Consider the following 14,810-nt stretch of genomic DNA (forward strand, 5'->3'; position numbering starts at 1 on the left):
TTGCGCGGCGGGCCGTTCGCGATGCGTCTTGAGATGGGCAATTAGTCATGGGTTTGAGTCAAGCTCTCTCCACCGCAATGTCCGGCCTGCGCGCGACGCAAGCCGCGATCGCGCTGGTCGGATCGAACGTCGCCAACGCGGAAACGCCCGGTTACGTCAGGAAGTCGATCATCCAGTCCGCCGGCGTGACCGGCGATTACGGCTCGAGCGTTCTGCTCCACGGCGTCGACCGGCAGCTCGATCAGTATCTGCAGACGCAACTGCGGACTGAAACCTCCGGCGCGGCCTATGCCGATATCCGCTCGACCTTCCTGCAAAATTTGCAGAACGTCTACGGAAATCCGGCCGAGACCGGCACCATCGAGGACTCGTTCAACAAGCTGTTGACCGCCTTTCAGGGCCTGTCGACCAGCCCGGACTCGCAGTCGGCGCGGATCGGCGCCGTCAGCGCCGCGCAGACCATGGCGCAGACGCTCAATGCGGCGACGCAGGGGATTCAGAGCCTTCGCGCCAATGCCGAGATGGGCATCAACGATTCCATCGTTACGGCGAACAACGCGATGGCCCAGATCGCGTTCATCAACAACCAGCTCCAGAACAACGGCACGACCGATGCGGCGACGGCGTCGTTGTTGGATCAGCGCGACCAGTACATCACTCAACTGTCGAGTCTGATGGACATCAGAACGGTCGTCAACGACCTCAACCAGGTGACCGTCTTCACGAATTCCGGCGTGCAACTGGTCGGGACCGAGGCTGCGCAGCTAAGCTTCAATCCGCAGGGCACGATGACGCCCAACACGCTGTACAACACCGATCCGACCAAGAGCAACGTCGGCACCATCGCGATCAATTTCCCGCACGGCGGCAGCTACGATCTGGTCTCGACCAACTCGATTCGGTCGGGCAAGATCGCGGCCTATCTCGAATTGCGCGACAACACGCTGGTGAAGGCGCAGGCGCAGATCGACCAGTTCGCCGCGTCGATGGCGAGCGCATTGTCGGACAAGACGACGGCCGGCACCGCTTCGCCCGCTTCCGTGCTGCCGCAGGCCGGCTATGATCTCGATCTCACGGGATTGCAGTCCGGCAACGTCATTCACGTCAGTTACAAGGACAACACCACCGGCGTTACGCATAACCTGTCGATCGTGCGGGTCGACGATCCGACTGTTCTGCCGCTGAGCAATACCGCGACCCTCGATCCCAACGATGAAGTGCTGGGCGTCAATTTTTCCGGCGGTATGGCCTCGGTGGTTTCCCAGCTCAACGCCGCGCTCGGGTCGGCCGATCTGCAGTTTTCGAATCCGTCCGGCTCCACGCTGCGCGTTCTGGATGACGGCGCGTCGAATCGTTCGGATGTACTGGCGGCGTCGGTCACCACGACGATGTCCTCGCTCACCAGCGGCAACCCGCAGCTCCCGCTGTTCACGGACAATGGCGGCCTGTTTTCCGGTGCGCTCACCGCCAACGGTTCGCAGCAGACGGGTCTCGCGGGCCGCATCAGCGTCAATCTCGGGCTGCTCGGCGATCCTTCGCGTACCATCGTGTTTTCCACCAGCCCGCTGACGCCTTCGGGCGACACCACGCGTTCCGACTTCATTCTCACGCAGCTGCAGTCGGGCAACTACCGCTATTCGCCGCAGACCGGCATCGGGACCACCGGCGCGCCGTTCACCGGCACGCTGGTCAACTTCGCCAAGCAGTTCATCAGCCAGCAGGGCGAAGCCGCAACCGCCGCCAAGCAGCTTTCCGACGGTCAGTCTGTGGTGCTGAACACCCTGCAGAAGAAGGTGACGGATACCTCGGGCGTCAATATCGACGACGAGATGGCGCATCTGCTCGCGCTGCAGAATGCCTATTCCGCCAATGCGCGCGTCATGTCGTCCATCAAGCAGATGTATGACACGCTGATCCAGGCCATGTGAGGGTTTCATGTCTATTGACGGCGTTAACGGCAGGACATCCTATATCGGGACCTCGATCCTCAATATCCGCGCGCAACTCGATAATCTGACGCAGCAACTCGCCAGCGGCCGGGTCTCGACGACCTATGCGGGGCAGGGCGCCAATCGCGGCTTTGCGCTTAGCTTGCGCGCCCAGGTCAGCGGTCTCGATTCCTATGCGGACACCGCGAAGAACGTCAATATCAGGCTCAACGTCGTCAACCTTGCGCTGCAGGGCTTGGCCGACATCGGCACGTCGGTGAAGAGCGCGGCCAGTACGTCGACCATCGTGCTCAACAACAACGGTCAAACCTCCGGCCAGATCACGGCGCAGGCGGCGTTCTCGAATGCGGTGTCGCTGCTCAACAGCCAGACCGGCGACCGCTATCTGTTTTCCGGACGCACCACCGACACATCAGCGACAGTGCCGGCCGACGTCATGCTCGACGGCATAGGAACCCAGGCCGGGTTGAAGCAACTGATCAACGAACGGCGTCAGGCCGATCAGGGCGTCAGCAACATGGGGCATCTGACGGTCTCGTCGCCGCCGTTGACGACCACCGTGACCAGCCTCGCCGAAGACGGTTCATCGTTCGGCTTGAAGCTTGGCTCGATCAGTTCGTCGCTGACGGGAGCGACCGTGACACAGCCGGCCGGTGTGCCGCCGGCCGTCACCGTCGATCTCGGCGCCGTCAATCCGAACGATGGCGACAAGGTCACGTTCAACTTCAACCTGCCCGACGGCACCACCGAGTCGATCGCGCTGACCGCGACGACCAAGAATCCGCCGCCGACAGGCTCGTTTCTGATCGGCGTCGACACGGTTGCGACCACCGCGAACCTGCAGGCCACATTGACGTCTTCGATCCAGACGCTGGGCGACACGTCGCTGGTGGCGGCATCCGCGATCGCGGCATCAGACAATTTCTTCAATCCGTCCGCCACCGTCACGGGGGCTGCGGTCAACAATCAGGCCGCGGTGCCGGCGCCGATCACCGGCGCTACGTTGCTTTCGGGCCTTGCGGGAACGGATTCGCTGGCCGCGAGCTTTGCGGCGGGCGATACCATTACGGTGAACGGCACGCCGATCACCTTCGTCGCATCGGGTGCGACCGGCAACCAGCTCAACATCACCGACAGCGTGCAGACCCTGCTGGCAAAGATCGATTCGATCAGCGGAACCGGTACGCCGTCGACCGTCACCGGCGGCGTGATCGCGCTGCACGGCGGTGACGGCGCCAGCCTGACGGTTTCCAGTTCGAACACGGCCGCGTTCGCGGCACTGGGCTTCAGCGCTCCGGCGAGTGCAAATCCGGCGCCGTTGCGTGTCAACGGTCCGCCGTTTGCCACCGCCACCAATCTGATCGGCGGCACGTCCGCCAACACCGTCTCGTGGTACACCGGCGAAGTCGGTACCGATCCGCCGCGGGGCACCGCGATCGCACGCATCGACCAGTCGATCACGGTGCAATATGGCGCGCGCGCCAACGAGCAGGCGTTGCGCTATCAGTTGCAGAACATCGCGGTGTATTCCGCGGTCACGACCAATGCCAATAATCCGAACTCGAAGGCGCAGGTGAACGCGCTGCAGCAGCGGATTTCGGCAAACCTGGCGCCGCAGACCGGCCAGCAATCGATTCAGGACATGCAGGCGGAGTTCGCCGGCGCACAGAACGCCATCAAGGCCTCGACCGACCGCCAGACCCAACTCAAGGGAATGGCGCAGACCATGCTTGACCAGATCGAGGGCATTAACCAGGACGAGGTCGCGACCAAGATCCTGGCGCTGCAGACGAGCCTGCAGGCCTCGTATCAAACCACGTCGATGCTCTACCAGACCACGCTGACCAAGTTCCTGCCGGTCTGACGAACGCTTGTCTGCTCAGAAATGAAAAGGCCTCCTTGCGGAGGCCTTTTTCGTTCAGGCGAGGTGGTGGTGGTTATGCAGACTTTCGGTCGGGCTCATTGGACGCCTGAAGCTTTCGGGCGCTCTCGAGAATCTGCTCCTCATGGCCGATCAATTTCTTCGATTCCTTCAGCGCGTGATAGAGATCGCCGTTCAGAATGTAGTTGTTGATCCCTTCGATGAAGGGCCATGCGCTCGGCATCGCGGTCAGGATGTCGCGCACGAGGCTGAAATAGGTCGGATGGTGCGCCATCGGATCCGGTGACAGGTACATGAGCTGCACGGCGAGATAGACCAGCTTGGCCGGCGTGTCGGCGCTCTCGGGTGTGAGGATATCCTTCTCACGCAGGATCGGAATCCTGTCACCGTCGATCAGCAGTCTGGCGCGTTGATCGGTATTGGTGACCACGCAGGCGCCGATAATGATTCGCTCGTGCGGTTTGAGCTCGACTTTCAAGGCCATGCCTGTTCTCCGTTTGACGCTTTTCGCGTTGTCGATTGCCCGCCGGCAGATTCGGCATCCTTCCCGATGATGGTTAACCAATGGTGAACATGCGATTAGTGCCCGTCTGGCGGAGCTTTTTCGCTGGCGATCCGTAGGAATACGGAGTGGATTCGGACGCGTCGAATTAATTTCAAATTCATCGTCTTTGCGAGCGACTTGCCCGACCAAATTCATTTTTTCTTAGAGACTTGCTTTCAGAGTGAGCCGTCGCCTGATCGAGAGGTCGGGAAAGTGGCTCGTTTTAATTTCACACCAGAAAGGTATGAAAGATGTCCGGTATTGTTCTTTCGGCTTCGGTTCGCCAGAACCTTCTCTCGCTGCAGTCGACCGCCGATCTGCTCGCCACCACGCAGAACCGCCTTGCCACCGGCAAGAAGGTCAACACGGCCCTCGATAACCCGACCAACTACTTCACCGCGCAGTCGCTCGACGCGCGCGCCGGTGACATCAACAATTTGCTCGACGGCATCGGCAACGGCGTGCAGGTGCTGCAGCAGGCCAACAACGGCATCACCTCGCTGCAGAAGCTGGTCGACACCGCGAAGTCGATCGCCAACCAGGCGCTGCAGAGCGCGGTCGGCTACTCCACCAAGTCGAACGTCTCCACCACGATCACCGGTGCGACGGCTGCCGACCTGCGCGGCACCACGAGCTACACCAGCGCGACCGCGAGCAGCAACGTGCTCTACACCGGTGCGGCCGGCGGCGCGACGGCGGCTGCAAGCACCACCAAGCTCGGCGGCGTTTCTGGCGCTGCCACCGGCACGGCGGTGAACGACAACGCGGCGGCTGCCATCACGACCGGCACGCTGATCTATGGCGCTACCGCTGCGTTGACCACGCAGGCCGCCACCAAGTTCGTTGACGGTGACGTGCTCACCGTGAACGGCAAGACCATCACCTTCACGTCAGCCGCGACCCCAGCCGCTGCGGCGGTTCCGGCCGGTTCGGGCGTGAGCGGCAACGTCGTCAACGACGGCAGCGGCAACTCGAAGGTCTACCTGAACGCGGCCACCACGGTGGGCGACGTGCTTCAGGCGATCGATCTTGCCAGCGGCGTCCGGTCCGCCGTGAACGCCAGCGGCGCCGCGACGGTCACCAGCCCTGCCTCGGGCCAGACGGCTTCGTCGATCACTGCCGGTGCGGTCAAGCTGCAGAGTTCGACCGGTGCCGATCTCTCGGTCAGCGGCAAGGCTGACATTCTCAACGCGCTCGGCCTCACGCCGGCGACCGGCTCGGGCACGGCCACCATCGAGGCGACCCGCACGACCGACACCAACACGCTCGGCTCGCTGCTGCAGACCGGTTCGTCGCTCTATGTCAATGGCCACACCATCAACTTCGCCGCCGGCGCTACCCCGGCTGCGGCGAATGTCCCGACTGGCTCGGGCGTGAGCGGCAACGTCGTCACCGACGGCAACGGAAACTCGACCGTTTACATCCAGTCCGCCACGATTGCCGACCTGCTCAAGGCCGTCGACCTGGCGACCGGCGTGCAGACCGCCACGAACGCGAGCGGCGCGGCCACTGTGGCCACCGCTTCCGGTCAGGTCGCCTCGTCGATCGCCAGCAACGGCACGCTGAAGATCTCGACCGGCACCAGCCAGGATCTGGCGATCACCGGCACCGGCAACGCGCTGAGCGCGCTTGGTCTTGGCGGCAACACCGGCACCGACAATGCGTTCACGGCGGCCCGCACTTCCGCCGCCGGCGGCATCAACGGCAAGACCTTGACCTTCTCCTCCTTCAATAGCGGCACGGCGGTCAACGTCACCTTCGGCGACGGCACCAACGGCACGGTCAAGACCCTCGATCAGTTGAACAAGGCGCTGCAGGCCAACAACCTGATCGCCACGCTCGACTCTGCGGGCAAGCTCACGATCTCGGCGGCTAACGACTATGCGTCGTCGACGCTCGGGTCATCGGTCTCCGGTGGCGCGATCGGCGGTACGGTGACGGCTGTGCTGTCCTTCACCAACGCGGTGGCTCCTGTCGCCGATGCGCAGGCCCAGAACACCCGCGCCACTTTGGTGAACCAGTTCAACGGCATCCTGGCCCAGATCACCACCACCGCGCAGGACGCGTCGTTCAACGGCATCAACCTGCTCAGCGGCGATCAGCTCAAGCTGACGTTCAACGAAACCGGCAAGTCGACCCTGAACATCACCGGCGTCAACTTTGATGCCGCCGGTCTCGGCCTGGCGAACCTGACCAGCGGCGTCGACTTCATCGACAACGCCGCCACCAACAGGGTTTTTGCCGACCTGAGCAGCGCCTCGACCCAGCTGCGCACGCAGGCTTCTACCCTCGGTTCGAACCTGTCGATCGTGCAGATCCGTCAGGACTTCTCGAAGAACCTGATCAACGTGCTGCAGACCGGCTCGTCGAACCTGACGCTGGCCGACACCAACGAGGAAGCGGCGAACAGCCAGGCGCTGTCGACCCGCCAGTCGATCGCGGTGTCCGCGCTGGCGCTGGCCAACCAGAGCCAGCAGAGCGTGCTGCAGCTCCTGCGCTAAGCGGGACGCTAACGTCAACGATCAAGGCGGCGGGGGAAACCCCGCCGTTTTCTTTTCGGGCAAAAATTTCTTCCAGCTCGAGGAGGAAAAACGTCGGCATGAAGAAAAGCACCGAAGCGAAGAATTTGGGTTTCGATCTTAATTCCATCAGAACGTGATGGGCGGCATGCTGACGCAAATATGGATTTTTTTGCCGGACTGCCGACACAATCGGTAACGCTTGCTAACCATATTTAAAGGCGCAACCTGTATGAAAGTTAGGCAGTTTTCCTGAAGTCCCGCGGTCCTGCAAAACCGCTCCCATCGAGGTTCGTGAATGTCTAATGCAGCCCAGGCCTACGCGCGTACATCTCAAACGACGACGTCTCCCCGTGAAATCGAAGCGCAGGCGCTGCTGAAGGCCGCACGGCAACTGCAGGAAGTCCAGTCCAACTGGAACGGTCCCGACACAGCGATGCACAATGCGTTGCTCTTCAATCGCCGGCTCTGGTCGATCTTCATGAGCGCCGTGGAGACGAATGAAAATCCTCAACCGATGGAAGTCCGGCAGAACATTGCCAACATCGGCGTGTTCGTGATGAAACAAACCGTCGACATGCAGTTGAATCCGGATCCGGCCAAGCTGAAGTCGCTGATCGACATCAATTGCAATCTCGCCGCCGGCCTTTCGGGTCGCGGCTAACCTGTTCGACCGAGTGTGCCGAGATGGCTGACCTCTGGAGCATCATATCGGCCAACTACAAGACGGTGGGATTGACCGTTCCGTCCAAGACCCCGTACGTCGCGGTCGATCCCAAGCTCTATGAAGGCACCTGGACCGGGAAATATCCCGACAACAAGACGTTCAAGTTCACGATCTCGAACGTCACAGGCTTTCGCGCCAAGGTGCAGTACCAGAGCGGCGGCACCAACAAATTCCAGGAAGTTCTGATCAAGGACCTTTCGTTCCGGATCGGCGACACCAAGTTCACGCTATCCGCCCTTGGGAAAGCGGAGATCAAGAACGTCGTCACCGATCCGTCGAGCGGCCAGACCTATCTCGACCAGGCCTACGCAACACGCTCCAGCTAATTCTGCCCGCTTATTAAGCCTTGCGATCGGTGGCGCGAAGCCGCGTGGGGGCGTCCTTGGTCAAATCGAGCGTGTGGAAATAAGCCCGCCGGCGCAGCACGGCTTCCTCGGGAAACTGCTTCACCACCTGGCTCGTCCTGGTATCGATGACCTGATAGACGACGGCGCGGGCGTCGCGGTCGATCACCACCTGGTTTGACGTCGAGGCATTCGAAATGGAGACGCGGACCGCCGCGGAATCGGTGCTGGCGCGCGCGCTCGAGTCCACCGCCGCGACGCTCTGGCTCGCCGGCAGTTCGGTCGCGACCGCATGTTGTGCCGCCTCGCTCACGTGCTGAACGATCGGCGCGGCAACCGGTGCCCCCACCGGTTTAATGTTGAAATCTGTACTCATGGCAGCCTCCAGGCTTGCTGCGAGTCAAATCCCAACCCCTCGTGGAAACAATATAGCTCTACACCTCTCAACGCGGTGTTAGGGAATACGCTCAATTCCGCGCTGATGCGGGCGTGCAAATTTAGTGAAAATTGTAGAGATCCGAAGACCGCGGTTGCTTACAACGAGCGGCTGACCGAGAGCGGGGTGATGTTGCGCGGTCCCGGCACGGCGCGTTGTCCCGAAGCCGTGTAGGTGTTCGGAATGTTCTTGCGCTGGATCTCGGCGTTGACGCCGCGGACGATGCCTTCGGACACCGCGTGCGCCGTCGCAAGGACGGTGAGGTTGATCTGCAGCATCGCGCGGAAGGTGTCGTGATGGCGGCGCAGCGTAGTCAGCAATTCCGGCGACACCTGCGCCAGGTATTTTTGGGCATTCTTCAGGTTCTCGACTGCGACCATGTAGCGGCGCGACAGCTCGCCCTTCTGGTTTTCCAGCCGCATCGCCTCGCGCACATTGCCGGCGCGAACCAGTTCGGTTTCACGTTCGATGATGCCGAGCAGGGCGCTCATCACGTCCATCAGATCTTCCGCGAGCTTGCGTGCTTCCGCCGGCGTGGAGATCGCTCTTGCTGGTGCGGATGTTGGTGAGGGGACGGGGCTGCCCTGAGGACGCTGATTCATGTCGGGTTTTCCTTTTGGATCAGCCGGCGCGGTTGGCTTGCTGCAGGATCAAGGTGCGGAAGACGTCGTTGGAAATGCCGATGCCGCCGGACTTGGCGAAGGATTTCGAATATTCGTCCGTCAGCATCGAGCGCCAGACGCCGGTGCCGGTCGTGTCGCCGAACGGCCCATCGCCTTTGACGCCGGTGGTCATCTGCGAAAACATCGAGTTGAGGAACATCGCCTCGAACTCCTGGGCCTTGGCGCGGGTCTTTTTCTGCGCCTCGGGTGAAATCTTTTTCATCGCATCGGCAAGCTGCGGATCGTTGCGGCCGTTGATCAGCGAAATCTTCTTCTTCGAGTATGCGCCAATGCCGTTGATAAGGCTCGTGTCCATCACATCACCTCGATGTCGGCCTGGATCGCACCGGCGGCCTTGATCGCCTGCAGTATGCCGATCAGGTCGCGCGGGCCGATGCCGAGACCGTTGAGGCCGTCGACGAGCTGCTGCAGCGAGACGCCGTCCTTCACGACCGCGAATTTCTTGCCGTCTTCGGAAACGCTGACCCCCGTGCGCGGCGTCACCACGGTGCGGCCGCGCGACAGCGGATTGGGCTGGCTCACTTGCGGGCTTTCCGAAATCGTCACGGTGAGATTGCCCTGCGCCACCGCCACGGTCGCCACGCGAACGTCGCGGCCCATCACGATGATGCCCGAGCGCTCATCGATCACGATCTTGGCGGCAAGATCCGGGTCGACCTGCAATTGCTCGATCTCGGTCAGGAAGGCCACCACGTTGCCCTTGAATTCGGCGGGGATCGCGAGCTGCACCGTGGAGGGATCGATCGGCTCGGCCGTCTTGACACCGAGGAAATCGTTGACGGCCGCCGCGATCCGCTTGGCGGTCGTGAAATCGGCGTTGCGCAGCGCCAGCCGGACATTGGGCAGGCGATTGAGCGCGAATTCGATCTCGCGCTCGATGATGGCGCCGTTGGCGATGCGGCCGACGGTCGGCACGCCGCGGGTGATCTTGGCGGCCTCGCCTTCGGCCTGGAAGCCGGAGATCGCCAGCGAGCCCTGGGCGACCGCATAGACGTTGCCGTCGGCGCCGAGCAGGGGAGTGACGAGCAGGGTGCCGCCCTGCAGGTTCTTGGCGTCGCCGAGCGCGGATACCGTGACGTCCATCCGCGTGCCCTGGGTACCGAAGGCCGGCAAATTGCCGGTGACCATGACGGCGGCGACGTTGCCGGTGCGGATGGTGGCGCCGCGGATGTTGACGCCCATGCGTTCCAGCATCGCCTGCAGCGATTGCTTGGTGAAGGGGATGTTGTTCAGCGTGTCGCCGGTGCCGTTGAGGCCGACCACGAGGCCGTAGCCGATCAACTGGTTCTGCCGCACGCCTTCGATGTTGGCGAGATCCTTGATCCGCGACGTCGCGCCCGCGGGCGACGACGCTAACGCCAGCGCCAGCAGCGCGGCGCAGGCCATCCAAATCAGTCCTGCCGAACGGATGCCGGGCATCCTGTGCTCCCCTCGAGGTCTTCCACCGGACCGCTTGCGCCACTCCCATGACGGCGGTCCGGCATTAACTATGCGAGGGTCATGCCACGTCGCGCTTCTGATGCAATGCCTTGATATTTCTGGATGTTCGCCGGGGCATGGTGCGGCGGCGGCTTCACCACGATGGGCGAAACTGCCGTACGTCGGCAGATTTTGCCGGGCTATTTACGCATCATTAACCATAAGGAGGCGAAGGTCCCTCTATTCTCACGCCGAGATCACCACGATGCGCATCTACGGACCGAACGGCACCACGCTTGGATCGCCAGCGAGTAACACGCGGCGAACCAGTTCGACCGGCTTCTCGCTGCCGGAAGCACCGTCGGCTCCCGAGGAGCCGCGCTCGGCCGCAGCGCCCAGGGCCGCCGGCAACATCGATGCGCTGCTGGCGCTGCAGGGCGTCGAGGATCCGACCGAGCGCCGCAAGCGTTCGGTGGCACGGGGCAGGGGCGCGCTCGACGTGCTCGACGAACTCAAGATCGGACTGCTCTCCGGCAATCTCGATGCTTCCACCGTGAACCGGCTGCGCGATGCCGCTGCCAATCTGAAGTCCTCCTCCGGCGATCCAGGCCTCGACGCGGTATTGTCCGAGATCGAGCTGCGGGTTGAAGTCGAGTTGGCAAAGGCCGGACAGTTCTAGATTCGGGGTGTCGTTGCCCGGCTTGACCGGGCGCCCCAGTTTTCCAGAGGCGCTCGCGTTCGGCCGAGAGGCCGCGGCGTACTGGATGCCCCGCTTGAAGCGGGGCATGACAGCGGTGGTTGACTCACGCCGCGATATCCTTCCGCGCCGCGTCGTAACGGCGCTGCGCGTTCAACACCTCCTTGAGGTTCGCCTCCGCCCATTCCCGCAACGGATCGACGGCGCCGGCGAGCGTCGCGCCGAGCGGCGTGATCGAATACTCCACCGTGACCGGCACAGTCGCGATCGCGCACCGCCGGATCAGTCCGTCGCGTTCGAGCGATTTGAGAACCTGGCTGAGCATCTTCTGCGAGATGCCTTCAATGGTGCGCCGTAACGCATTGAAACGCATCGGCTCGTCGCGCACGAGAAGCAGGATTAACACCGCCCATTTGTCGCCGACGCGATCGAGAATCTGGCGCGTCGGGCAATCGGCCGAATAGGCGTTCGGGGTTTTCGAATTGGCGGCTTTCACGGCGGTTACTCCGGCGTAATCAGGTGACCCAAAAGTGCTCTCTTCACACTTACATCCTTTTCGCTATCTAGTCACCATTGGATACCATATTCGCGTATCGAAAGGGAGACTTCCATGAAAATCGCCGTCATCGGCGCGTCCGGCAACGCCGGTTCGCGCATCACCGCCGAACTCGCCCGCCGCGGCCACAGCGTGACCGCCATCGCCCGCCATCCCGAGAAGGTTGCTGCCCAAGCCAACGTGACACCGACCAGGGGCGACGTGACGGACCAGGCCGGCCTTGCCCGGCTGCTGGCCGGCCACGACGCCGCGATCAGCTCGGTTCATTTTCTTGACAGCGATCCGGTCAAGCTGATCGGGGCCGCCAGGGAATCGAAGGTCGGCCGCTACCTCGTCGTCGGCGGCGCCGGCAGCCTCGAAGTGGCCCCGGGGGTCCGCCTGGTGACCACCCCGGGCTTTCCCGTGGCATACAAGGCAGAAGCCGAGAAGGGCGCCGCCTTCCTCGACCTGCTCAAAGCCGAAAGGGAACTCAACTGGACCTTCCTGTCGCCCTCGGCCCTGTTTGTGGCCGGCGAGCGAACCGGCAAGTTCCGCCTCGGGACCGACCAGCTTTTGACCGCTGCCGACGGCAAAAGCTCGATTTCCTTCGAGGACTTCGCAGTTGCACTCGCCGACGAGATCGAACGCCCGGCCCATATACGCCAGCGCTTCACGGTCGGCTACTAAAGGACAGGCCGCCCCGATAGTTTTGCCTGTGCAAGGCCTTGGGGCGGTACTTCCACGGGGACGGACGATATTGTCTGTGACAACCCGCCGCTATATAAGGCCGGCGCGGACGGACAATTTTCCGCCCCGCCTTGTACGTGAAGATGGGCTGGCCTTGGAAAAGTTGAAGAATTATCGACCCTCCGAAAAAGAGCCTTTCATGAACGACCGCCAGCGCGATTATTTTCGCGCTAAGCTGCTGGCGTGGAAGGACGAGATCCTGAGGGAATCAAAGATTACCCTGCAGACCCTCCAGGAAGAGAACGTCAATCATCCCGATCTGGCTGATCGCGCCTCTTCCGAAACCGATCGCGCCATCGAACTGCGCGCCCGCGACCGCCAGCGCAAATTGATCTCCAAGATCGACGCCGCGCTGCAACGTATCGAGGACAACACCTACGGCTATTGCGAGGAGACCGGCGAGCCGATTTCGCTGAAGCGGCTGGAAGCCCGTCCGATCGCGACGCTGTCGGTGGAAGCGCAGGAACGCCACGAGAAGCGCGAGAAGGTTTACCGGGACGAGTAGGGCATTGAGGGGTGGCGACTGACCGTCCTGTGCGGTCAACGCTACGCGTTGCAAACAAGAAAGCCGCCGCCGATGGACAAAATTCTCGCGGCCGCACAGATCATCGCCACCGCGCGCCGCAATCGCACGCCGCTGGCCGCGCTTCCGCCTGATCTTGTGCCAGGCGACGAGGCGGCAGGTTATCAGATACAGCGCGCGGTCCACGATCTGCTGCTGCCGCAGACAGGCAGCCTGGTCGGTTACAAGATCGGCTGCACCAGCGCGGTGATGCAGCAATATCTCGACATCCCCCATCCCTGCGGCGGCGGTGTATTCGCCAAGGGCGTTCACGACAGCGGCGCCAAGCTACGATTCGGCGATTACGTTCGCGTCGGCGTCGAATGCGAGATCGCGGTGCGGCTCGCGCGCAATGTCGTGCCGACCGAAGCGCCGTTCACTGCGGAATGGGTGATGGAGGCGATCGAGGCCTACCACCCCGCGATCGAGATCGTCGACGACCGCTACGTCAAATGGGAGACGATGGGCGCGCCGACGCTTGTTGCCGATGATTTCTTCGCCGCCGGCTGCGTGCTCGGCAAGGCGGTGGCGCGCACCAGGGCGCCGGACCTGCTCACGGTCAAGGGCCGCGCCATCGTCAACGGCAAGGAGGCCGGGCGCGGCACCGGCGCCGACGTGCTCGGCCATCCCCACAACGCGCTGGCCTGGCTCGCCAATCATCTCGCCGAAGAGGGCAAGGGGCTGCATGCCGGACAGATCGTGCTCACAGGCAGTCTCGTGAAAACCGTCTGGCTCGATGCGGGCGACAGCGTGAAGATGGAGCTCGACGGATTGGGGACGGTGGAAGCGAAGTTCGGGTAGGCTCCGTAGGATGGGCAAAGCGACTTGTCCGCCGTAGCTCAACGAGCGAAGGCGGAAGCGCGCCCACCATTCAGCACAATGATTTTGAAAGATGGTGGGCACGGCGCAAAGCCGCGCCTTTGCCTACCCTACGATCGGTGATTGCGTGATGGCAGAAAGCGTTCCGTCGGTTCTTGAATCCGAAGCACGAGGTGAAATCGCCGACATCTATGCCGACATTCGAAAAGTTCTCGGCACCAGCGTGGTCAACCTGATCTGGCGCAACCTCGCGACCATGCCGGGCGCGCTGGAATGGACGTGGTCCACCGTCCGTCCGCTCTATCTCGGCGATGGCCCATTGCATGCCGAAGCCGTCAGGCAAGCGATCGCGTTGCCGGACTGGCCCGGCTTCTCCACCGACACCTTAGCTGCTGCGGGCGTGGACGCGGCCGAACGCGCGCTCATTCGTGATGTGCTCGACAGCTATCAATACACCAACGCGCTGGCGCTCGTCGCGCTCTCGGCGCTGCTGGCGCGTTACGAGCCGCGCCCGGCCGATACCGTGATGGCTGCCGATACCGCGCCAAAACCGCCGGGCGCCAAGATCCCGGAATTGCCGCCGATGGATGCGCTCGATCCCGAAGTGGCGGCGCTGGTCGGCGAATTGAATTCCTTCGGCGAAGACACCGAGCCGCAGCTGATCGCGAGCATGTACCGGCATCTCGCTTACTGGCCGGCCTACCTGGCGCTGGTGCGAACCATGCTGGCGCCGCTGCAGCGAGAAGGGCGGCTAAACGCGCTGACGCTTTCGACTCGCGCGCTTGGGTATGCTCATGGCGCTGTTCTCGCGTCACAACTGAAACCTGCCACGCCGCCGGATACGCTGAAGGGCGCGCTCGCTTCCTGCCGCCTGTTCGTCGAACATCCGATCGCGCGCATGACGGGACTCTGCGCCCTGATCCGGCGCGCGACGCCGGAGTGACGCA

16 protein-coding genes are annotated in these 14,810 nt (G+C 62.7%); 10 read left to right on the forward strand and 6 right to left on the reverse strand.

From position 1 onward, the window contains the following. Positions 1-47: 47 nt before the first annotated feature. Both flgK and V1293_RS35165 read left to right on the forward strand, forming a co-directional pair. A complete protein-coding gene (flgK, locus tag V1293_RS35160; RefSeq protein WP_334516304.1) occupies positions 48-1,928 on the forward strand; it encodes a flagellar hook-associated protein FlgK in 1,881 nt (626 codons plus the stop codon). Between the two features lie 7 nt (positions 1,929-1,935). Further along, complete coding sequence (locus V1293_RS35165) at positions 1,936-3,813, forward strand: flagellar protein (RefSeq protein ID WP_334516305.1); 1,878 nt, start codon at positions 1,936-1,938, stop codon at positions 3,811-3,813. A 73-nt stretch (positions 3,814-3,886) separates the two neighbouring features. Here the strand turns inward: V1293_RS35165 and flbT are convergent, their stop codons facing one another. Next, on the reverse strand, positions 3,887-4,315 hold the full coding sequence (gene flbT / locus V1293_RS35170; protein ID WP_334516306.1) for a flagellar biosynthesis repressor FlbT: 429 nt from the start codon (positions 4,313-4,315) through the stop codon (positions 3,887-3,889). A 311-nt stretch (positions 4,316-4,626) separates the two neighbouring features. On the opposite strand from flbT, the gene V1293_RS35175 reads away from it, so the two are divergent. From V1293_RS35175 to V1293_RS35185, 3 genes are all read left to right on the forward strand, one after another. Continuing rightward, positions 4,627-6,876 carry a DUF1522 domain-containing protein gene (locus tag V1293_RS35175; RefSeq protein WP_334516308.1) on the forward strand — a complete coding sequence of 750 codons (2,250 nt, stop codon included), beginning with the start codon at positions 4,627-4,629 and terminating at the stop codon, positions 6,874-6,876. A 316-nt stretch (positions 6,877-7,192) separates the two neighbouring features. After that, entirely contained in the window at positions 7,193-7,558 is a 366-nt protein-coding gene (flaF, locus tag V1293_RS35180; RefSeq protein ID WP_334516309.1) for a flagellar biosynthesis regulator FlaF, read from the forward strand. A 23-nt stretch (positions 7,559-7,581) separates the two neighbouring features. Beyond that, entirely contained in the window at positions 7,582-7,947 is a 366-nt protein-coding gene (locus V1293_RS35185; RefSeq protein WP_334516311.1) for a hypothetical protein, read from the forward strand. A gap of 13 nt (positions 7,948-7,960) precedes the next feature. On the opposite strand, the gene V1293_RS35190 is transcribed toward V1293_RS35185, so the two are convergent. The 4 genes from V1293_RS35190 to V1293_RS35205 form a co-directional block, all read right to left on the reverse strand. Next, entirely contained in the window at positions 7,961-8,341 is a 381-nt protein-coding gene (locus V1293_RS35190) for a hypothetical protein (RefSeq protein WP_334516313.1), read from the reverse strand. A gap of 158 nt (positions 8,342-8,499) precedes the next feature. After that, positions 8,500-9,003 carry a hypothetical protein gene (locus V1293_RS35195; protein ID WP_334516315.1) on the reverse strand — a complete coding sequence of 168 codons (504 nt, stop codon included), beginning with the start codon at positions 9,001-9,003 and terminating at the stop codon, positions 8,500-8,502. Positions 9,004-9,022: 19 nt separating this feature from the next. Continuing rightward, a complete protein-coding gene (flgJ, locus tag V1293_RS35200; protein WP_334516317.1) occupies positions 9,023-9,379 on the reverse strand; it encodes a flagellar assembly peptidoglycan hydrolase FlgJ in 357 nt (118 codons plus the stop codon). Beyond that, positions 9,379-10,503 carry a flagellar basal body P-ring protein FlgI gene (locus V1293_RS35205; RefSeq protein WP_334516319.1) on the reverse strand — a complete coding sequence of 375 codons (1,125 nt, stop codon included), beginning with the start codon at positions 10,501-10,503 and terminating at the stop codon, positions 9,379-9,381. The genes flgJ and V1293_RS35205 overlap by 1 nt, the downstream gene beginning before the upstream one ends. A gap of 265 nt (positions 10,504-10,768) precedes the next feature. Here V1293_RS35205 and V1293_RS35210 point away from each other — a divergent pair, with 265 nt between their 5' ends. Then, positions 10,769-11,182 (forward strand): flagellar assembly protein FliX, encoded by a 414-nt coding sequence (locus V1293_RS35210; protein ID WP_334516320.1) that lies wholly within the window; start codon positions 10,769-10,771, stop codon positions 11,180-11,182. Between the two features lie 124 nt (positions 11,183-11,306). On the opposite strand, the gene V1293_RS35215 is transcribed toward V1293_RS35210, so the two are convergent. After that, the gene (locus V1293_RS35215; RefSeq protein ID WP_334516322.1) at positions 11,307-11,696 is read right to left on the reverse strand and encodes a winged helix-turn-helix transcriptional regulator; all 390 of its coding nucleotides are present in this window, start codon (positions 11,694-11,696) and stop codon (positions 11,307-11,309) included. Between the two features lie 114 nt (positions 11,697-11,810). On the opposite strand from V1293_RS35215, the gene V1293_RS35220 reads away from it, so the two are divergent. The 4 genes from V1293_RS35220 (at position 11,811) to V1293_RS35235 (ending at position 14,806) form a co-directional block, all read left to right on the forward strand. Next, positions 11,811-12,422, forward strand: a complete 612-nt coding sequence (locus V1293_RS35220) for an NAD(P)-dependent oxidoreductase (RefSeq protein ID WP_334516324.1) — start codon at positions 11,811-11,813, stop codon at positions 12,420-12,422. 199 nt (positions 12,423-12,621) lie between these two features. Continuing rightward, complete coding sequence (dksA, locus tag V1293_RS35225) at positions 12,622-12,987, forward strand: RNA polymerase-binding protein DksA (protein WP_092509290.1); 366 nt, start codon at positions 12,622-12,624, stop codon at positions 12,985-12,987. 72 nt (positions 12,988-13,059) lie between these two features. Continuing rightward, positions 13,060-13,845, forward strand: coding sequence for a 2-keto-4-pentenoate hydratase (locus V1293_RS35230; RefSeq protein WP_334516326.1), 786 nt, complete (start codon positions 13,060-13,062; stop codon positions 13,843-13,845). Between the two features lie 148 nt (positions 13,846-13,993). Continuing rightward, positions 13,994-14,806, forward strand: coding sequence for a hypothetical protein (locus V1293_RS35235; protein WP_334516328.1), 813 nt, complete (start codon positions 13,994-13,996; stop codon positions 14,804-14,806). Positions 14,807-14,810: the final 4 nt, after the last annotated feature.

This window comes from Bradyrhizobium sp. AZCC 1693 (assembly GCF_036924745.1).
Lineage (GTDB): Bacteria > Pseudomonadota > Alphaproteobacteria > Rhizobiales > Xanthobacteraceae > Bradyrhizobium.

What these genes read in the sequence shown, in the direction of transcription:
- flgK (WP_334516304.1), top strand. Translation starts at nt 48, where the DNA reads ATGGGTTTGAGTCAAGCTCTCTCCACCGCAATGTCCGGCCTGCGCGCG.
- V1293_RS35165 (WP_334516305.1), top strand. Translation starts at nt 1,936, where the DNA reads ATGTCTATTGACGGCGTTAACGGCAGGACATCCTATATCGGGACCTCG.
- flbT (WP_334516306.1), bottom strand. Translation starts at nt 4,315, where the DNA reads ATGGCCTTGAAAGTCGAGCTCAAACCGCACGAGCGAATCATTATCGGC.
- V1293_RS35175 (WP_334516308.1), top strand. Translation starts at nt 4,627, where the DNA reads ATGTCCGGTATTGTTCTTTCGGCTTCGGTTCGCCAGAACCTTCTCTCG.
- flaF (WP_334516309.1), top strand. Translation starts at nt 7,193, where the DNA reads ATGTCTAATGCAGCCCAGGCCTACGCGCGTACATCTCAAACGACGACG.
- V1293_RS35185 (WP_334516311.1), top strand. Translation starts at nt 7,582, where the DNA reads ATGGCTGACCTCTGGAGCATCATATCGGCCAACTACAAGACGGTGGGA.
- V1293_RS35190 (WP_334516313.1), bottom strand. Translation starts at nt 8,341, where the DNA reads ATGAGTACAGATTTCAACATTAAACCGGTGGGGGCACCGGTTGCCGCG.
- V1293_RS35195 (WP_334516315.1), bottom strand. Translation starts at nt 9,003, where the DNA reads ATGAATCAGCGTCCTCAGGGCAGCCCCGTCCCCTCACCAACATCCGCA.
- flgJ (WP_334516317.1), bottom strand. Translation starts at nt 9,379, where the DNA reads ATGGACACGAGCCTTATCAACGGCATTGGCGCATACTCGAAGAAGAAG.
- V1293_RS35205 (WP_334516319.1), bottom strand. Translation starts at nt 10,503, where the DNA reads ATGCCCGGCATCCGTTCGGCAGGACTGATTTGGATGGCCTGCGCCGCG.
- V1293_RS35210 (WP_334516320.1), top strand. Translation starts at nt 10,769, where the DNA reads ATGCGCATCTACGGACCGAACGGCACCACGCTTGGATCGCCAGCGAGT.
- V1293_RS35220 (WP_334516324.1), top strand. Translation starts at nt 11,811, where the DNA reads ATGAAAATCGCCGTCATCGGCGCGTCCGGCAACGCCGGTTCGCGCATC.
- dksA (WP_092509290.1), top strand. Translation starts at nt 12,622, where the DNA reads ATGAACGACCGCCAGCGCGATTATTTTCGCGCTAAGCTGCTGGCGTGG.
- V1293_RS35230 (WP_334516326.1), top strand. Translation starts at nt 13,060, where the DNA reads ATGGACAAAATTCTCGCGGCCGCACAGATCATCGCCACCGCGCGCCGC.
- V1293_RS35235 (WP_334516328.1), top strand. Translation starts at nt 13,994, where the DNA reads ATGGCAGAAAGCGTTCCGTCGGTTCTTGAATCCGAAGCACGAGGTGAA.